The sequence below is a fragment of the Pseudoalteromonas sp. Z9A6 genome, from assembly GCF_011378805.1.
GTDB classification, from domain to species: Bacteria; Pseudomonadota; Gammaproteobacteria; order Enterobacterales; family Alteromonadaceae; genus Pseudoalteromonas; species Pseudoalteromonas distincta.
Genome location: NZ_WTKZ01000002.1, coordinates 130,944 through 151,351, shown reverse-complemented (window position 1 = coordinate 151,351; position 20,408 = coordinate 130,944). Strand labels below are relative to the sequence as shown.

General features: G+C 41.3%; 15 protein-coding genes. 7 read left to right on the top strand and 8 right to left on the bottom strand.

Annotated elements, in window-relative coordinates; translation table 11 throughout:
* Positions 1-16 precede the first annotated feature (16 nt).
* Positions 17-6,187 (top strand): pectinesterase family protein, encoded by a 6,171-nt coding sequence (locus GQR53_RS01425; protein WP_165742668.1) that lies wholly within the window; start codon positions 17-19, stop codon positions 6,185-6,187.
* A 609-nt stretch (positions 6,188-6,796) separates the two neighbouring features.
* Here GQR53_RS01425 and GQR53_RS01420 read toward each other — a convergent pair.
* The 6 genes from GQR53_RS01420 to GQR53_RS01395 form a co-directional block, all read right to left on the bottom strand.
* Complete coding sequence (locus GQR53_RS01420) at positions 6,797-7,816, bottom strand: LacI family DNA-binding transcriptional regulator (RefSeq protein WP_165742667.1); 1,020 nt, start codon at positions 7,814-7,816, stop codon at positions 6,797-6,799.
* A gap of 190 nt (positions 7,817-8,006) precedes the next feature.
* Positions 8,007-9,308 (bottom strand): TRAP transporter large permease, encoded by a 1,302-nt coding sequence (locus GQR53_RS01415; RefSeq protein WP_165742666.1) that lies wholly within the window; start codon positions 9,306-9,308, stop codon positions 8,007-8,009.
* On the bottom strand, positions 9,308-9,796 hold the full coding sequence (locus GQR53_RS01410; protein ID WP_165742665.1) for a TRAP transporter small permease: 489 nt from the start codon (positions 9,794-9,796) through the stop codon (positions 9,308-9,310). Before GQR53_RS01410 ends, GQR53_RS01415 begins: the two co-directional genes overlap by 1 nt.
* A gap of 9 nt (positions 9,797-9,805) precedes the next feature.
* Complete coding sequence (locus GQR53_RS01405) at positions 9,806-10,783, bottom strand: TRAP transporter substrate-binding protein (RefSeq protein ID WP_231619922.1); 978 nt, start codon at positions 10,781-10,783, stop codon at positions 9,806-9,808.
* Between the two features lie 41 nt (positions 10,784-10,824).
* Entirely contained in the window at positions 10,825-11,667 is an 843-nt protein-coding gene (gene kduI, locus GQR53_RS01400) for a 5-dehydro-4-deoxy-D-glucuronate isomerase (RefSeq protein ID WP_165742664.1), read from the bottom strand.
* Between the two features lie 23 nt (positions 11,668-11,690).
* Positions 11,691-12,455: an SDR family oxidoreductase gene (locus GQR53_RS01395; RefSeq protein ID WP_165742663.1), complete on the bottom strand. Its 765-nt coding sequence runs from the start codon at positions 12,453-12,455 to the stop codon at positions 11,691-11,693.
* 186 nt (positions 12,456-12,641) lie between these two features.
* Here GQR53_RS01395 and GQR53_RS01390 point away from each other — a divergent pair, with 186 nt between their 5' ends.
* Genes GQR53_RS01390 through GQR53_RS01380 form a run of 3 tightly spaced genes read left to right on the top strand, consistent with a single transcriptional unit; the run spans position 12,642 to position 16,536 of the window.
* The gene (locus GQR53_RS01390; RefSeq protein WP_165742662.1) at positions 12,642-14,099 is read left to right on the top strand and encodes a tagaturonate reductase; all 1,458 of its coding nucleotides are present in this window, start codon (positions 12,642-12,644) and stop codon (positions 14,097-14,099) included.
* Between the two features lies 1 nt (position 14,100).
* Positions 14,101-15,588, top strand: a complete 1,488-nt coding sequence (locus GQR53_RS01385) for an altronate dehydratase family protein (protein ID WP_145239125.1) — start codon at positions 14,101-14,103, stop codon at positions 15,586-15,588.
* Positions 15,589-16,536, top strand: coding sequence for a sugar kinase (locus GQR53_RS01380; protein WP_165742661.1), 948 nt, complete (start codon positions 15,589-15,591; stop codon positions 16,534-16,536).
* 206 nt (positions 16,537-16,742) lie between these two features.
* On the opposite strand, the gene GQR53_RS01375 is transcribed toward GQR53_RS01380, so the two are convergent.
* Positions 16,743-17,495 carry a siderophore-interacting protein gene (locus GQR53_RS01375; RefSeq protein WP_004334813.1) on the bottom strand — a complete coding sequence of 251 codons (753 nt, stop codon included), beginning with the start codon at positions 17,493-17,495 and terminating at the stop codon, positions 16,743-16,745.
* Positions 17,496-17,604: 109 nt separating this feature from the next.
* On the opposite strand from GQR53_RS01375, the gene GQR53_RS01370 reads away from it, so the two are divergent.
* The 3 genes from GQR53_RS01370 to GQR53_RS01360 all read left to right on the top strand — a co-directional run bounded on the left by GQR53_RS01370 (position 17,605) and on the right by GQR53_RS01360 (position 19,766).
* Entirely contained in the window at positions 17,605-18,024 is a 420-nt protein-coding gene (locus GQR53_RS01370) for a MarR family transcriptional regulator (RefSeq protein WP_004334811.1), read from the top strand.
* An 81-nt stretch (positions 18,025-18,105) separates the two neighbouring features.
* On the top strand, positions 18,106-18,519 hold the full coding sequence (locus GQR53_RS01365; protein ID WP_004334808.1) for a S24 family peptidase: 414 nt from the start codon (positions 18,106-18,108) through the stop codon (positions 18,517-18,519).
* On the top strand, positions 18,507-19,766 hold the full coding sequence (locus tag GQR53_RS01360) for a Y-family DNA polymerase (protein WP_165742660.1): 1,260 nt from the start codon (positions 18,507-18,509) through the stop codon (positions 19,764-19,766). Before GQR53_RS01365 ends, GQR53_RS01360 begins: the two co-directional genes overlap by 13 nt.
* A gap of 27 nt (positions 19,767-19,793) precedes the next feature.
* On the opposite strand, the gene GQR53_RS01355 is transcribed toward GQR53_RS01360, so the two are convergent.
* Positions 19,794-20,255, bottom strand: coding sequence for a hypothetical protein (locus tag GQR53_RS01355; RefSeq protein WP_004334802.1), 462 nt, complete (start codon positions 20,253-20,255; stop codon positions 19,794-19,796).
* Positions 20,256-20,408: the final 153 nt, after the last annotated feature.

The following is a 20,408-nucleotide window of genomic DNA, read 5'->3' as shown; positions in this document are numbered from 1 at the left end:
ATCCTTGGAGGGATGCATGAATAATACAATAAAAATACCATCGTGTTTGCTGATCACCGCGATCTTAGCAGGCTGCGGTGAAGATAGTTCTATCAATGTCAAAGAAGCTCCGTTACCACCAGTGCAAGGGATATTTGTTGACAGCCCTGTTGCTGGTTTAACCTACAACAGCCCATCAATAAGCAATGGTGTAACAAACGCAAATGGACAATTCGATTACTTTAGAGGTGAAGCTATCGATTTCTCAATTGGTGCACTTACCTTCCCTACGGTCTCTGCCGCCAATGTATTAACTCCACTTGCTTTATTTTCGACAGATACCGTGTTTCATCCTGCTGTTATTAATAGTTTGCGTTTATTACAGTCACTAGATGTTGATGGTGATCCTAGCAATGGCATCACCATCAGCGAGCAAGCAGCACAAGCAGCCGTTATGACTTTAGCCGAAGGACAAACGATTACGGACTATTTTAGTAGCGATGAGTTTGAGGCAAACGTTAATGCGTGGCTCGCTGATGCAGGCTCAGCTAATAATACCTTAATTCCAGCTGATCAAGCGATTGTGCACTTTGTTGATTTTATTTTTAAGCAATACAACAGCACCCAACCTTTAGCATTTAATACTGCCGATTTTAGCGGAACATTGTATAACCCATTAGTACAAGGCAGTGAGGCAAGTATTGCACAGTTGATATTAACACCCGTTGATGAAGCAAACCTTAGTGGCACATTCAGCCAAGTAGTGGATGGTAGCGAAACAGTAACAGGCAATTATTCGTTTTTATTTGGTAATCGCGTACTTGCACTGACCTCAGGTGAAGGCGAATCAGCTACCACAGAGTATATAATTTCTCGTTCCCATAATACGGTTAATAATACCTATAGTGTTTGTGCCACCAGCGATCCAAGTGCATTGGCAACACTGGTGCTTACTTGTGATAGTAATGATGATGCTAAAAACAATATTTTAGTGTTCTCCGAACAACAAGCTCAAGAAGAGTTAATCAAACTCAACGATTTAGCTCAGCAAGCTGGTTTAGCCTTAATTGAAAAGTTTGATACTGACACTGAAACATTTTTCTCATCGAGCTATAAAAGCTTATCGGATGAGCAAGGCAGCGGCCCGTTATATTTTAAAAGTGGCGGTAGTGCAAAAATTGACGATGTAGCAGGCCAACTAATTCTTGAAGGCGACCGTATTACCATCGGTAATACCCTGCCCGGCAAAGAATCAACAGCGACTGATAGCTCAGGTGTGGGGATTTATAATTTAAGCGAAGGGTTTACCATTAGCTTTGATGTTGTTTCTCATAATAGTGCTGGTGGATTATCGCTTTATGTTGATAATAATACTGCCAGTCAAAGTAATTCAGTGCATGGTGGCGCTTCAAAGTTTTATGGTAAAGACATAAACGAAACCAACACCCCTGCAGGTCAACAGTTTTCATATATCTACATTCCAGGCGAAGATGTAAATACTGGCCCTGATCTGACTCATGTCGATGCCCGCGGTATTTTAAATCCTGAGATTAAAAATTCATATTTCCAAATACGCACTGATTCAGCGGCAATGATTGTCATTGATAACTTAACCATTGAAACAGTGGCAACCGACGTACCAGATGTTGAACCGCCGGTTGAACCACCGATTGATCCTCCTGTGGAAGGTGAGATCCCAACAGTAGAATTACCAATTACCACTGACTTTACCGCACTTACTGCGGATATTTTCTCTGTTGATCATCAAAAAATTATTGATGCAAACGGCGATGAAATCCCCATGTTTAGCAAAACAGGCGGCTCAGTCACTGTGATTGATACTGGATTAGAACTCAATGGAGGTCGTTTCACATTAGGTAACACCACCCCAGGTATTGAAACAGCAGCAACGGATACCACCACCAGTGGAGCGCTGGATTTGTCTCGTCCTTATCAAGTGGTGATGGATATTGTCAGTATAAGTGACCCTGAAGGTGATAATAAATTCCAAATTTATGTGGATAACAACTCATCAAGCAGTTCTAAATCAATCCATGGTAATGACTCACGTTTTTATAATGAATTGATCAACTCGCTTACTGCTGGTCAAACTTTAACAGTACCCGGAAAGCTTGCGACTAAAAATTCATTTTTACAGTTACGTACCGAAACAGGCGGCACTGTGGTTATCAATAACCTCAGAGTTGAGTATGTTAAAGATCCATCTGTATTTAGCTGCACGGATGCACCTGAACTGTATTTTTGTGATGATTTTGCCAATGGTGATTTAAATAATTGGCAAATTTTAGCCAAGCCAGATAACACTGAAGCCCCAATGGGTGAGTTTGATGTACTTGATATCATGGGTAATAACATGATGCGATACACCGCAGGCGGAGCTGGGGGCGAGCTAATTTTAGCCACTGAAGAAGCTATGGCAAACGTGCCGTCGACAGGTAACTACTTTGTTGAAGCGAAAATTCGCCCACGTCAGAACTCTACCACGGCCAATAAGCAGATCTTTTTGATGGCACGCTATTTAAATGCCGGTAATTGGTACGCCGGTGGCTTAAATGTGCAAAACTCATCAAGCAGTACGCAAGTGGAAGTTGCCGTTAGTAGCGAAGGGTCGATTGCGCGTCCAGTGCAAACAAAATCACCAATCTTACTCGGTGAAAAAGGCGCTACAGAAGACGGCGTTTGGTACACCACTCGATTTGAGATGATTGATGATCAACTTACCGTATACTTAGATGGTGAGAAAATGGGCTCTGCGACTGATACCAGCTATACAGCGCGTGGCTTAATTGGTGTGTTTACGAATAATCGTTCGTTTGAAATTGATGATGTAAAAGTGGGCGACCCTAGCATCAAGCCAATTCAGTTAACCCTTGATTACAAAGAGCCTAATTGGGATACAAGTACCAGTATGGATCCATTGTTGATCAACGTTACAGCGATTAAAAACGACGGTATCACAGCCGATACCTACACGGTCACTTCAAGCAATGAAGCAGTGGTGAGCGTTACAATCGATGCAAATACGATCACCCTTACACCGATTGCTGCAGGCGATGCAACGATCACATTTGTATCGGATTCAGACCCAAGTATTACCCGTACTATTAAAGTCTCTGTTGCAGAAGGCTTTGTTATGCCAACTGCTGACTATGGTGATTTAACAGCTAAAGTAATGCCAGCGATTGCTAGCGATAACCAATTTGTTGATACCCAATTATCGCTTACTTTTGATAACGCCCCTACCTTTGGTAGTTTAGGTGAAGTTCGTATTTATAAGCAAAACGACAACACGCTTGTTGATACCCTCAAAGTGGGTAAAAATGTCGATGTGATAGGCTACACCGGCCAGGATAAAGTCCGCTCTGTGTACTACTACCCGCTCACAATTGAAGGCAATACCTTAACCATTAAACCGCATAATAATGTGCTTGAATATGGCCATACTTATCGTGTTGTCATTGGTGATGATGTGGTATTAGGCGCACAACTCAACGGTACTGATTTTATTGGCCTCGGTGATAATAGCCAATGGACGTTCACCACTAAAGTGACAACGCCGGCAAGCAATCAACTATTGGTTGATGATGACGGTGTAGCTGACTTTAGAACCGTGCAAGGTGCACTTAACTTTGCAATGGCAAATCTTGCTAAAGATGAGCAAACCACCATTTCAGTCAAAGATGGTGTATATAATGAACTGCTATTCTTACGTAATAAAAATAACGTAACTATACAAGGGCAAAGCCAAGACAATACTATTATTCAGTACGAAAACTTCGAAACACTCAATGGTGGCTCAGGTGGCAGTGCGCCTGTAGGTTCTGGCACACCGGGTGGCGGTCGTGGTGTATTCTTAGTTGAAGGTGCGGATATGTTAGTGATCAACAACCTAACATTGAAAAACACGCATTTGCGTAACAAGGTTGATTCAAACCAAGCTGAAACAATTTACTTTAATAGTAATGGTCGTTTAGTGGCTAATAATGCCAGCTTTATTAGCGAACAAGATACCCTATTACTGAAAGGTTATAGCTGGTTCTACAACAGCTTAGTTGCTGGTAATGTTGACTTTATTTGGGGCTACCCAGTTACCGCATTATTTGAAAGCAGTGAAATACGCACTATAGGTGACTCTAAAGACAATGACCCAACGAAAGACACCTCTGGAGGCTATGTATTACAAGCACGCGTACCTGTGCAAACAGATCCTGGCTTTATCTTTTTAAACAGTAGTTTTACTCATGGCCCAGGACCAATTGGCAATGATGTGTTAGATAATTCAACCTATATTGCACGCAGTGGTGGCAGTGACACATATTTCGATAACATAACGCTTATCAATAATAAGTTTGATACCCACATTGCAACCTCAGGTTGGGCTGTGCAAGGTGTTAACAGTCAACCTGCACCAAATCCAGAAATTGCAACGGCTACCAGTGGCTGGCGCGAGTATGGCAGCATGGATTTAGCAGGTAATGCCCTTGATTTAAGTGCCCGTGTTGGCGGTTACATTATGCAAGACAGCGACGTGGTTAACTTACTTGAGCGTAATGCTATTTTTGCAAGCTTTAATGATGGCCAAGGTTGGACACCTGAACCTCTAGCAATCCCAATCTTGCCAGATGAGCCAATTGCAATTACACCGGTGAATAATAGTCTGGGTTTTGCTGGTTATAATTTTAACCTAACCGGTGGCGAAGGTGGAACAGTCGTGACCGTTGATAATGGCACAGCGCTTAAATCGGCTTTAGCACAAGCAAAATCATCAGGTGTTCCAGTGACTATTTATGTCGACGGTGTCATTACTGATGCAAACAGTGGCGGCGATAATTCTTCTATCGAAATTAAAGATATGGATAATATCTCAATCATTGGTGTGGCAGATCGTGGTGAGCTAAGTGGTATCGGCATTGCTATTCGTCGTGCTAATAACATCATTATCCAAAACTTAAAAATCCATGAAGTACTTACCGGCGGTAAAGATGGTATTTCGATTGAAGGTGATGAAAATAAACCTACCGCGAATATCTGGATTGATCATAACGAACTCTATTCATCGTTAAATGTTGATCAAGATTATTATGATGGTTTAATCGATTCTAAATCGGGTGCTGAAAACATTACCATTTCATATAACTATATTCACGATAGCTGGAAAACGTCACTCCATGGTCACAGTGATGATGACTCGAGCAGCAACAAGAATCGTCATATTACCTTTCACCATAACCGCTTTGAAAACATCATATCGCGTGTTCCGTTGTTTAGATTTGGTCTAGGCCATATATTCAACAACTATTATAACAATATCACCTCTAGCGCGATTAACTCACGAATGGGCGCAGAGCTACATATTGAGAATAACTACTTTGAGCATACTAAAAATCCTGTGGTCTCTTTTTACTCAAAAGTAATTGGTTATTGGAATACCTCTGGTAACTACCTAGGTGAAGGCGTTACTTGGGGTGATGTGGCTGACGGCGATGTGGCAGCAGAGGTTACTGCTACAGGTATGACACCCACCAGCTCATACCAAGCACCTTACGAGTATAAGTTAACTCCAGTAATGGACGTTAAAGCGCATGTTATTGCCCATGCCGGTATTGGTAAAATAGATCAAAGCGATTTAGACATCCCTGACATTGCAGCGCCAAGTGAGCCACCTGTGCAACAGCCGCTTGGTTTACCATTTACTGAAAATTTTGCCGCAGCAAATGCTGACGAATTTTTTAGTAATAGCTACCGCGACCTATCAGGTTTAGCGGGTACGGGGACCCCGCTGTTTCATCGTGTAACAGGCACAATCGATGTATCCGCTGGGCAACTAACCATGACAGGTGCACGTATTAGCATTGCCAATACCACCCCTGCGGTGAATACCACCTCAGCGGATGCAAGCACAACGGGTCTACTTGATTTAAGTAACAACTATCAAGTGAGCTTTAAAGTCGCGGCTGTAGCAGGTAACACCGCAAAAAGCTTCCAAATATATGTAGATAACAATACCTCAGGTAGCGCTAATTCGATCCATGGCGGCTCTTCAAAGTTTTATTCAGTAAAACTTGAAGAGCTCGTCCCTGGTCAAACGTACACCGTCGATGGGTTGGTAGCCACAGCAACCTCATTCATCACTCTCAGAACGGAAAGTGAAGCAACTATCACATTGGATGAGATAACCATTCAGTAGTTGTAATGAGAGCAGCCAAGCGCTGCTTTAAGACAATTTGATAGTTACCAATACCCTTGCCCCGCACAGCAAGGGTATTTTTTATCCATATCATTCCTTTCTCTTTGCGCAACAAAATCTTCAAGTTAATAATTCACAAAGAGATTAACAGGCGCTGCGGTTAAAGAGCGAGGGCATGAAGTTAACGTTATTAAATTGAGTTAGTAATTTTTCAAGTACGACTGCATAGATGCAGGAGGTAGAGCAATGCAGGAGTAATTGCCAAGAACACCCTATCAAAATTTCTGCCTTGTTATCACTGTATTTATCTGTCGCTATAAATGGTCAGTAACTTAATACAATTGATATCAGCCGGGGCTTACAGCACTTAAAATGTTCCAGGTATTAAAAACGAGCGCTATGCATTTTACGCTTTAAGCAGCATATCGGCCGTTTGGTTTAACAGCGATATTTCATGCTATTTTATCAAAGGTGCTCCTCAAATTTAATTAACTCATTAATTAAATCAAAAAAAGTATATTGGATTACGGATAGAAGTAAGCGCCCTACTGTCAGTTAGGCGCTTTATATGTCTGTAACAAAAAGGTTATTATGGGGGGGCAATCGGTACTATTTAGCGCATCTGTTGGTAGATTCACGCTTCACTAAGTAAGGAGTGACTACGTCATCTAATTTAATTTTTTCACTTTGTGTCGATTGGCTTTTATTGATGAGTTTTTGTACCGCTAAACATGCCATATTTTGTACCGGTCTTCGAATAGTCGTTAGCGATGGAATGATCCGTGAAGCCAAAATATTATCATCAAAACCTGCTACTGATAGCTGTTCTGGTACTTTGATATTTAAATTACTGGCAACCCGTAATACCCCAGCCGCCATTTCGTCGTTGTTAGCAACAATGGCCGTTGGTCTTGGTTCAGTGCTTAACAATGTCATAGCGCACTCAATACCACTTTCGTAACTATTTTTGCCTTCAATAATACGATTTCCTGGCAGTTGCACATTACATTGTTGCAGTTCAGCTAAAAATCCAGCTAAGCGTTCGATTGAAGAACGATAAACTTGCGGTCCAGAAATAAAACCAATGTCTTTATGACCAAGTTCAACCAAGTAGCTGGCCATTTCTTTCATTGCTGCGCGTTCGTCTGAGACCACAATATTATCAGCATCATCTAAATCTACCGATGCTAAGCGCACATAAGGACAACCTGCTTCACGAATTGCTGCAGCCAACTCTTTGTTTTCAGATACTGGCGGTAAAATAATCACGCCATCAAGCTTAGAGCGAGAGATAAATGACAGGCAATCGTCGATAAATTCAGCACTTTTAGAGTAACTAGGATGAACAGCCAATTCATAGCCAAGTTCAGAGCAGACGCTTAATGCACCTCGTTGCACCTGATCAATATACAATGCATCGGGGTTATCATAAATTAAACCTAATAAATAAGAACGACTTGATGCCAGCCCCCGTGCTTGTTTGTCAGGAGAAAAACCAACTTCGCTGATAATTTTAAGCACTCGCTCCCGCGTCGCTTCACCCACAGCGGGAGAACGGTTGATCACACGTGAAACTGTGCGCTTTGAAACACCGCACAGCTTAGCTACATCATTAATCGTTACTGACATAAAAGTTCCTATTTAGGATGATTGCAAAGTTTAACACTAACCGTAGATCCATAGAAGTAGTTAGTCAGCTCTTGTTATACATTGACTACTTTGATTTAAAAGAAAAATGGAGCTGTAGAGCTCCATCACAGATTTGTTTGATTAAGTTAACCTAAACGCTGACAAATAAATTATCCTAAGTTCAGGTTAGTTACTCGATTAAACCAAATAAACGCGGTAACGTTTCACTGATTGCCGGTACATATGTGACCAACATCAAGACTAAAAACATCACAGCATACAGCGGCATCATTGGCTTAATTATTTTATGTAACGATGTTTTCGCCACCGCACAACTGACAAACAGCACACTCCCAACTGGCGGAGACACCAAGCCAATTGATAAGTTTAATACAATCATAATACCAAATTGAATCGGCGACATACCAAATTGCTCAGCTACCGGTAAAAAGATCGGTGTAAAAATCAATACCGCAGGTGTCATATCAATAAACGCGCCAACCAAAATTAAAATCAGATTGATCAACAACAAGATTAAAATCGGATTATCACTGAGTGTTAAAAAGAACTCACTGACCAGCTGTGGAATATGTGTGTATGACAATAACCACGACATGCCCGATGACGCGGCAATGATCAGCATTACAATAGCCGTTGTTTCACAAGCTTTTAGTAATATAGCGGGCATTTCAGCTATATTGATTTCTTTGTAGATAAATACCGACAGTACTAAAGCATAAATAACGGCAATAGCGCCTGCTTCAGTTGCGGTAAATACACCGCCAATAATGCCGCCAATAACAATAAAAATAAGCAATAAGCTTGGCAAAGCTGCGAGTATTTTTTTCATCACAATGTTAAATGGCAGTCTTGCTGTTACAGGGTAATTGTTGCGAATAGAGTAAATAGCGCAAACAATCATCAACGCCAGCCCCACTAAAATTCCCGGTAAGTAGCCGGCAATAAATAATGCCGCAATCGACACCCCACCACTGGCGATGGCATAGATAATTAAAATATTACTCGGTGGTATTAACATGCCCGTAGTCGCTGCACTTGCGGTAACCGCTGCAGCAAAACTGGCACTGTAACCATGTTTTTTCATTTCTGGCACCATAAAACTACCAATCGCCGATGTGGCTGCAACGGCAGATCCTGATATTGCACCAAATAACATGCACGACATTACATTTACTAGTGCCAAGCCGCCGGGTAAAAAGCCTATCATCGCCATAGCACATTCAATCAGCCGTTTAGCAATGCCGCCTTGACCCATTATCAATCCAGACAAGATAAAAAATGGGATTGCCAATAATGCGAAACTATCAATGCCACCGGCCATTTGCTGGGCTATGGTCGTGGTGGCAGGCGTAAAATCAATGTGCATTAATAGCGCTGCTAATGTTGATAGCGCAATACACAAAGAAATAGGTACATTAATAAACAATAAAGCAAAAAAGCAAATAATTAAAACGATGGCTGTTAAGTCCATTACGCTTCCTCCGTGAATGTTTGCTGTGCATAATTGATCAGGTTTTCAATGCAATTAATCACAATCAACACCCCGCTTAGCGGTAAAACGACATACACATAACCCATGTTGATCTCAAGCGCCGCTGAGGTTTGCTTTAATTCAAAGCTCAACATCATCAATTGGCTGCCACCATAAACTAAAATACTTAATGCTGTGATCAGCACGCAGATTTCGATTAAAAATGAACACTTATACCTAAGTGACGGGATCATTTTTTGATAAAACAGATCAAGTCCTAAATGTGCTTTAGTGCGATACGCGTAAGATGCGCCCAATACCCCAATCCAAATCAGGATAAAACGCGCTAACTCTTCGGTGTATGAGCTCGGTGCACGTAAAATAAATCGTGAAAATACTTGCCAACAAACAACGGTTACAATTGCTATCATGGCCAAAATCAGTAATCGCTCGATGATGCGATTTAAGTGTGTGTTGAGTTGTCGCATTGTTTGCTCCTACATGCTTTTTATTTTTTTTATGTGAGCTGCAACCGCTGTATCAGCGAACGAAGCATGAAAATCAGCCACTTTATCTTGAAACGCTTGTTTGTTAGGATAAGTCACTTGTACGCCTTCTGCGATCACGGCTTTAAGCGCCTCATCAGATGCGTTTTGCCACAATGAACGTTGGTACTCAACTGAGTCGGCCATTGCTTGGGTTAACCACTGTTGTTGTTCATTGTTAAGTGAGTTCCAAACTTTTAAGCTTGCTAAAATCACATCAGGAACAAACGTATGTTCGTCCAGCGAATAATATTTAGCGATTTCGTAATGACGAGATAAGTAATAGCTTGGCGGATTATTCTCTGCGCCATCAACTACACCTTGTTGCAGTGCGGCATACAATTCGCCCCATGCAATCGGTGCTGCAGCGCCGCCTAACGCTTGTACCGTCGCCACAGCTGTAGGGCTATTTAACACGCGAATTTTTTTTCCTATTAAATCATCCGGGGTATTAATCGCGCCATTGGTGGTATAAAAGCTGCGGCTGCCTGCATCGTAATATCCCAAACCTTTAAGCCTTGCAGTGCTTACTTTATTAAGTAGCTCGGTGCCTAAGTCACTTTTAAGTACACGCCAAAAATGTTCACTATCGCGAAACAAATACGGAATGCCAAACACTTTCATCTCAGGTACAAAGCCTTCCAGCGGGCTTGCCGATACTTTAGTGATTGATAAGCTACCTATTTGCAATAGTTCAATGAGTTCACGTTCAGACCCCAACTGACCACCTGGATAGATAACAATTTCCATTGTGCCATTTGAATAAAATGCCAAACGTTCAGCCATATATTCCATTGCTTGATGCACCACATGGCGCGTGTCTAATGTATGTGCCAAAGTTAATCGCACTGTTTTTTTGTCATCAGTGCAACTAGTTAGTAAAAATAACGACAAAACTAGCATTATCTTTATGAGAAGATTTCTATTCATTATTATTTCTTCTTATCGCTATATGATCATGAAAGAGCTGATTATCTCAGCTCGCCCGGTTGATATTTATCCATATCATCATAATCGAGGTTTTCGCCTGCCATGCCCCAAATAAAACTGTAGTTTTGTGTGCCAGCACCTGAGTGAATTGACCATGGTGGCGATACCACTGCTTGCTCGTTATGTACCCAAATATGGCGAGTTTCAGTCGGCTCGCCCATAAAGTGACACACCGCTTGCTGCTCTGGCACTTCAAAATAAAAATACACTTCGTTGCGACGATCATGCTGATGAGCTGGCATGGTATTCCAGACGCTGCCTGGTTTTAATTCCGTTAGCCCCATTTGTAGTTGGCATGTTTGTACTACGGTATTGATCAGCATCTGATTAATATCGCGCTCATTGGAGGTTTCAAGCGCACCTAAATGCAATACATTGGCATCATTACGTGTCACTAACTTATTTGGATATTTGTGGTGAGCTGGTGCAGAATTAAGATAAAATTTTGCAGGATTGCCACTGTCATGACTAGTAAACAGCACCTCATTGGTATCTTTACCTAAATACAAGGCATCTTTATAGCCAAGCTGAAAATCTTCTCCATCAGCAGTCACCGTGCCGCTGCCGCCAACATTGATCACACCAAGCTCTCTACCCGTTAAAAAGTTTGCTGCTTTTAAGTTGTCTACCGTTTCTAACCTAAGCGGTGCGCTGGTTGGCACCGCACTGCCCACCATAAAACGCTCGTAGTGGGTGTATAACCAATAAATGGTGTTCTCTTGCATGAGTTTGTCGACCAAAAACTCATCTCTTAACTGTTGGGTGTCATAGCCTTTAACTTCATTTGGACCAACGGCATAACGTGACTCTATTTGTGTGTTCATAATATGCTACCTAAAATTAAAAATTATCGTGCTAACCAGCCACCATCAACCGCGAGAATATGGCCATTGACATAGTCACTGGCTGTTGATGATAAAAATATGGCTGAACCAATTAAGTCTTCTGCTTCACCCCAACGCCCCGCAGGGATACGCTTTTCAATTTCACTATTACGGGCGGCATCATCTTGTAATGCTTGGGTGTTGTCGGTTCTAAAATAACCTGGCGCAATAGCATTAACCTGAATATTGTGTTGCGCCCATTCGTTTGCCAGCGCTTTAGTAAGACCCGCTACCGCATGTTTGCTCGCGGTATATGCTGGTACTGTCATACCGCCGCTGTATGACAGCATTGAGGCAATATTAATTATTTTTCCAAACCCTTGTTTGATCATGTTTGGCGCAACCGCTTGGGCCAATAAAAAACTGGCATCAAGGTTTACTTTCATCACGTTCTGCCACTGCTCATACGGGTAGTCAACCGCTGGGCTGCGAAATATAGTGCCGCCAACATTGACCAAAATATCTATTTCGCCATGTTCCGTTAACGCTTTGTTTGCTAATGCATTAACTGAGTCTGCATTACTCAAATCAGCAGCATAATCAAAAGCCACACCGCCACGTTCTTCGATCATCTGACACGTTGCTTGGCAGCCACGCTCTTTGCTACTACTGCAAATAACCTTTGCGCCAGCAGCGGCTAAACCCATTGCAATTTGTTGACCCAGGCCGCGGCTTGCACCGGTGACGAGTGCTGTTTTTAAAGTTAGATCAAACAAGGTAGCTGTCATTTTAAACTCCTGTATTAAAGTATTTATTACGTAATTACTAATTCAATGTAAATTGAATTAACTAAACTTGTTAACACTCATTCTTCGCTACCGGTGGCAATTTGTCAAATACTATTTGCCACCGGTGGCAAATATGACTAAGATATAAATATCAATCAGCCCATATAACATTTATAGGTTCTTATTATGCAAGCACTGAATAGAAAAAACTTTAATAAAGACAAATACCCAACAAAAATAATGCAATACGGTGAGGGGAATTTCTTGCGTGCATTTATCGATTGGCAAATTGATAAACTCAATGAAACAAGTGTTCTCAACGCCGGCGTTGCAGTTATTCGTCCTATTGATTATGACGCAATTCCTTTACTTAATGTTCAAGACGGTTTGTATACCACTATTATTCGTGGCTTAAACGAGCAAGGTGAAACCGTCGCCGATCATCGTATTATTAGTTCAATCAATGAAGAAATTCCTGTCTATAAAGATTTTCCGCGTTATATGGCATTAGCTGAGAATCCGGATCTGAAAATTATTTTTTCAAATACCACTGAAGCTGGTATTGAATATATTGATACTGATAAACTCGACGACGCTCCCGCTAAGGCATTCCCAGCTAAATTAACGCAGTGGTTGTTCCATCGCTTTAATCACTTTAACGGCTCAGCTGACAGCGGTATGGTGATCATCCCTTGTGAGTTAATTGACTACAATGGCGAGAAACTCAAAGAAATCGTGTTTCAATACTGCCAACTTTGGCAACTACCTGAGGCGTTTTCAAGCTGGTTGAATGAAGCTAACCACTTTTGCTCAAGCTTAGTTGACCGTATTGTCACCGGCTTCCCCCGTGATGAGCATCAACAACTACAAGAATCGTTAGGTTATTTAGATAACTTTATGGTGACCGCTGAGTACTTTCACTTGTTTGTTATTCAAGGACCGCAGCATCTAGCACAATTATTATGCTTGCAAGACAGTGATCTAAATATAAAAATTGTTGATGATATTTCACCTTACAAACAACAAAAAGTCGGTATTTTAAATGGTGCTCATACGGCTTTAGTGCCACTAGCTTACATGGCGAACATTGATTCTGTGGGCGATGCGCTGGCCGATCCTTTGTTTGAAAAATACCTAACGCAATTAATCTTTGCTGAAATTATTCCCACTCTTGATTTACCTGAAGATGAATTAAAGCGCTTTGCCAATGATGTACTGAACCGCTTTAGAAATCCGTATATTTGCCATTTATTACTGTCTATTTCACTCAACAGTATGACTAAATTTAAGACCCGTATTTTGCCGCAGTTGCACACCTATGTGAAAACAAATAACGCCGTACCGAATATGATGGCATTGGCTATTGCAGGGCAAATTTTGATGTATAAAGGCCTACGTAATGAGCAGCAAATTGAATTGAGCGATGCACCACAATGGCTAGAACTATTTAATACCCTGTGGCATGACTTTGATAACAACACCCTATCCTTAAACACGCTTGTTGAACAAGTACTAGGGGCACAATGGCATTGGGAAAGTGATTTAAATGAACTTCCTGAATTAACTGCCACCGTTACAGCTCACCTACGTAATATGCTCACTGAAGGTGTAGCTACTACGCTTACTAACCAGTTAGGCCAATAATATGAAACCATTAATTAAACTACACCCAACTGATGATGTTGCCATTGCAATGCGTAATATCACCGCTGGTGAAATATTGCCCGTTGATGGCGAAGAGATCTTAGTCAATGAGAACATTGATAAAGGCCATAAAGTGGCGCTGCGTGATATTAATAAACAAGAGAATGTTATTAAATACGGTGCCCCCATTGGCTTTGCCCTAGAGAATATTCAAAAAGGCGGTTGGGTGCATACCCATTGCGTTAAAACCACCCTCAATGATGAACTGGATTATCAGTATATTCCTGAGTTTATTGAGCAAAGTGAAGCGACCCCTTCGCCTGAAGTAAATATTTATCGTAGACAAAACGGTGAAATTGGCATTCGTAATGAAATCTGGCTGATCCCTACGGTAGGCTGTGTTAATGGCATGATCAACCAAATGATCAAAGAGTTTAAACTGCGTCATCCACAATTAGAAATTGATGGCATTTATGCGTTTCCTCACCAGTTTGGCTGCTCTCAACTGGGCGATGATTTAGACACAACACGGATACTGCTACAAAACATGGCACTGCATCCAAATGCTGGTGGCGCTTTAGTCGTTGGCTTAGGCTGTGAAAATAATCAATTACCGGCATTTCGTGATGGCTTAGGGGATTACGATGAAGGCCGAATTAAGTTTTTGATCACCCAACAAGCGGATGACGAAATTGAAGAAGGCGTTGCGCTACTTGAACAAATTTATGCCCAAGTAAAACAAGATAAACGTCAACCAGGTACTTTATCTGAAGTAAAGTTTGGCCTTGAATGTGGTGGCAGCGATGGTTTGTCTGGTATCACGGCGAATCCGATGCTGGGTTATTTTTCAGATTATTTAATTGCTCAAGGTGGCACAACGGTATTAACCGAAGTACCTGAAATGTTTGGCGCTGAAACTTTATTAATGTCGCGCTGTAAAGACGAGGAAACCTTTAACAAGCTCGTTAACATGGTTAATAACTTTAAAGGTTATTACAAAGCTCATAATCAACCTATTTATGAAAATCCGTCGCCAGGTAATAAAAAAGGCGGGATCACTACCTTAGAAGATAAATCATTAGGGTGTACGCAAAAAGCCGGCACCAGTAAAGTACAAGCGGTTTTACACTATGGTGAACGCCTGCAAATACCTGGATTAAATCTATTAGATGCACCAGGTAACGACCCTATTGCCACCAGCGCACTTGGTGCTGCAGGTTGTCATATGGTGTTATTTACCACTGGCCGCGGTACGCCTTATGGTGGATTTGTGCCAACGTTAAAAATTGCTACTAATTCAGAACTTGCCAATAAGAAAAAACGCTGGATAGATTTTGACGCTGGCGTTTTAATTAACGATGTCTCAATGGAGCAAGTCCACGGGGAGTTTGTTGAACTGCTAGTCAACATCGTAAACGGCCAACCAACTTGCAATGAAATAAACGACATTCGTGAAGTCGCTATTTGGAAAAAAGGAGTGACGTTATAAATGACACCTAAGTCCATCGCAATTATTGGCGAATGTATGGTTGAGCTTAGCGGCCAACCATTTACTGCTATGCAACAAAATTATGGCGGCGACAGCATGAATACCGCCATTTACTTAAAAAAACTCGCAGGCAATGAAGTAAACGTCAATTACGTCAGTGCCATGGGCACTGATCCACTAAGTCGTGCACTGATTGAAAAATGGCAAGCTCACCATATTAATACTGACAATGTGCTGCTCAGTCATAACAAACAACCAGGTTTGTATATGATTCAAAACGATGTGTCAGGGGAGCGTACTTTTCAGTATTGGCGTAGCGACTCAGCCGCTAAATATTTATTGCAACATACTGATTTTAAAAAAGTACTAACCAACCTTGCCGAAGTTGATGCTATTTATTTATCGGGGATCTCGCTGGCAATCTTAGCAGAGCAAGATTGCCATACTTTACTCAGCCATTTAGCGTTACTAAAACAGCAAGGCATAAAAATTATTTATGATAGCAACTATCGCCCTGCATTATGGTCAAGCAAAATGCACTGCCACCTTGCCAATAATAAAGCATACGCACTAGCCGATTTAGCATTAGTGACCTTTGACGATGAAGCACAATTATGGGGAGATAGTAATGTTGCGCAATGTACCGAGCGTTTGCACCAACAAGGCGCTCATGAGGTCGTTGTAAAACTCGGCGCGGATGGCTGCCAATACAGTAAAAAACACCTTGATAATTCAATTTCAGTCGAGCTGTTTAATACTGTCGCTGTAGAAAAAGTGATCGACACTACCGCCGCAGGTGACTCATTTAACGCCGGCTTTTTAGCCCAGTGGTTAACAGAGCAACCTATAAAACAATGTGCACAAGCGGGTAATTTACTGGCCGCCCAAGTGATCCAAAAGCGTGGAGCAATTGTCGAGATTAACATTGCGACAATCAAAAACTACTAATGCAGTTAGCGCTTTATTTAGCCCGCTAGAAGTTAAATGCTTAAATCGATTAGTTAAGACTCTTTAACGTCTCGACACCGAACCTGAGTGCATACCTAAGTTTACTTATTCTAAAGTAAGTGCTGTGAGACGCTTATTTTGTTTAAGTAAACTTCCTCTCATGGGTATGCACTCTAATTTATCATTACTACAACATTCACTTATGGCTAAGGGGCTGGTTTGCCATCGGCATCGATGCCACGCTTCCAATACGCTGAACACACTATTTTTGCACTGGGGACCGCAAACTGCTCTTTCGCAAGGTTTTGAATTGTGCGCACAAGTGAGCCTTCAAGCCCCATAAAAATTAATGGTGTGCCCGTGTACTTATTTAAACAGTGCGCGACCTGCTCTACTAACTCTATTTGTGGCTCAGTCGTAACTAACCACTTAATACGATGTTTAGTATGCACCTCTATTGTATCTAATTTGATGATATCTTGGGAGTCTGTAACGTGTATGACCACATCAACATCAGCTGTTGCAGGTAGTTGTTGTAAATAGCCGTTAATAGCATTAACTGAGGTTAAATCAGCAATCATCAAATACTGCGACTGACTAAAATCACCCAACTTTTTAGGGCCAGGGCCTGCAATTGCGAGTTTATCACCAGGTTTTGCTTGTTTAGCCCAATCAGTTGCGATACCACGATGCTGATTGACGACAAAATCAAGCGTAATTGTATGGTTAATAGTATCAATCGCTCTGATTGTATATGAGCGCTTAGGTGCAGGTTCAGCTGCTTTGAGGTCAATTTCAACCTCATCTTGTCCAGCATGTGGTAATAGTACTTTTACGTACGCACCTTGTTGATCCGCAGGAAAATCATGAAACTCATCTGAACCAACAACCAAACGCTTTAAATGCGGAGCTATCGCTGTTGTGCTTATTACGGTTGCACGACGTACTTTTCTACTCATTTTGATCTCCTCAGAAGGTTTATTACATGTTTAATTGCACAACGCCCCATTGGTTGATAAAATCAACTATAACAAATTAATTGACTTTGTCAACTACATTGAGGGTTTTATGAATACACCTTTATCAAATACGCTGTTTGAATTGATGCAAAATTACCGCGTCACAATTCGTGAAGCAATTAACGCAGGCGAACTTGGTATAAATGCTATGCACGTACGCTGCATACATATTATTGCGAACGTAAATAACTGTACGGCTAACGATATTGTTACTAAAACGCAGCGCGACAAAGCGCAAATAGCACGTTTAATTAAAGATCTTATTGGCTTAAATTTAATAAATAAGCAGGCAAGTGAGCACGATAAGCGCTGCTTTATTTTGTCGCTCACAGAGCAAGGTAAAGTTCTTTTTGATAAGTTATTAGCCTCAGAGCAGAAAATAAATAATCAAATGTGTAAAAACTTAAACCCTCAGCAAATCAAAGACTTTTTAGATATCGCACAGCAAATGATCAAAAATATGGATTGATCGGTTATACATTTCTTGGCATAACTTACACAAAACGCATATACTGTACATTTATACAGTATATGCGTTTTAGGTTGTGTTATGTTTGTCATTCCCATTTATATAGAAGCAGGCGTGTGTGGTTTTGAATCGCCCGCAGCGCAGTACACCGAGCTAGGTGTAACCCTTGATGAGCTTTTAATAAAGCACCCAAATGCTACCTTTATTGGCCTAGCATCGGGTAACTCTATGCAAGAAGTCGGAATTTTTGAAGGGGACTTATTAGTTATCGACCGTGCAGAGCCTGCAGAAAATGGTGACGTTATTGTTGCTAACTTAAATGGTCTTTTTGTATGCAAACTGCTTGATAAAACCAATGCGCGGCTGCTTTCAGCGTCTTCTTTACATAAGCCTGTACAACTCACCTCTGCAGACGAGTTTCAGCTCGAAGGCGTAGTAACGCTATCAATAAGAATGCACAGGCAAAGCCCAGAGTTACTAAAATGTATGCCTTAGTTGATGCTGTGTCGTTTTATGCCAGTGCCGAAAAAGTATTTGACCCTGCTATTCGATCAAAACCCGTGGTTGTACTTACCAATAACGATGGCTGTGTATGCGCTATTTGCCCTATTGCTCGGCGCTTAAATATTCCTAAATTTGGCCCGTACTTTAAAGTTAAGCATTTACTTGAGCAAAACAACGTTGTTATTCGCTCTAGTAATTACGAGCTTTATGCTGATTTAAGCGACAAAATGATGAATATTATTGGCCGCTTTTGCGATACACAGCACATATACAGTATTGATGAATCGTTTTTGCACTTTGATGGCTACACATCATTAATTAAAGACTGGCATGAATACGGTCATACAATAAGGCGCACAGTATGGCGCGAAACAAAGCTTCCTGTAGGTGTTGGTTTTGGCCCGACCCCTACTTTAGCAAAAGCCGCTAACCATGCCGCTAAAAAGCTCAGTGGTTTTAATGGTGTTGCAGTAATAAATAGCGAACAAACTCGCCAAGCTATTTTACAAAGAATGAGCTGCGAAGATGTGTGGGGAATAGGCCGGCGGCTAGCTAAAAAACTTAAAATAATGAATATACACACCGCCTGGGATCTTGCTCAGCAAAACCCTAGAGCAATGCGCCGTGCATTTAGTGTGGTTGTTGAACGCACAGTAAGCGAGCTTAACGGGATAACATGTTTAAACTGGGATGATGTACGACAAAATAAGCGGGAGATTTATTCGACCCGTAGTTTTGGAGAGCGCATATGTGAGCCAACAGCACTTAAAACAGCGCTAATTAACCATGTAACCACAGTGGCTAATAAATTAAGAGCGCAACACTCGCTCACTCACCAGCTTTATATTTTTGCAGCCAGTGGCGCGCACAAAAATAGATATTATAAAAAGTCTTTTGTGTATAAGTTCCCCTCACCCACTAACGACACCTGCGTGATGGCTAATGCTGTATCTGAGGTATTTAATAAGATTTACCAACCCGGTATACGGTTTTATAAGTGTGGTGTGGGTGCGGTAGAGCTAATATCAGAACAGTTTCAGCAAAATGACTTATTTAATAAAAGCCCTGATAATCCAAAACTTATGCAATGCTTAGACACAATTAACAATCGATACGGAAAAGGAATGCTAAGCCTTGCAAGTAGTAAATTAAATGACCGGTGGCACATGAACCGTGATTTTTTGTCGCCGCAGTACACTACGCGTTGGCGCGATATCCCTAAAATATACTGCGAATGATTTGCTACTTACTACTTACTAGATGCTTTATTTACTCTCATCTGCTTTTTTAAATGTGCACTCTACATTGGGTTCGCTCAATGTATATTTGAGTGTGTTATCAGCTAAAAATTTGATACTTTGACTGATTGTTTTTTCGTTTGCAGGGCTTTCACAACGGCTCATTCTTAAGCCGTTTTCAAGGCCATCACTTTTATATTTAAGCGTGCTGGTTATAAAGCAAAAGTTTGGTTTTTTAATGGTTCGGGTACCATTGTGGAGCGATCCAAATACAATTTGCTCACCAAGTTTAAAACCAGCACTTAAATCACTTTCATCTGTCAAACTCAAATTGCTGTTAACGCATAACCCTGAGTTGCTCGACACAACTTCGTAGGCCCCCAATTTTGACTTTAAAAGCGGTATAAATCGTGTTTTATTACTCGGCTCAGAAAAAGCATTTGCACTTGTAAAAGCGACAGTTAATAAAGCGAGTGTTAAATATTTCATTTCGTGGGTGTATCCTCGTGAGTCAGCGTGTTAAATAATAGCAAAATGCCTAATCACTTAGCTTTTATAACTTTTAACAACTATAACAGAGATTTACTATAAAAGGAGAGAAGTCGTATTCAGGAACTAAGACACGAGCAGCTAAGGGAGCTT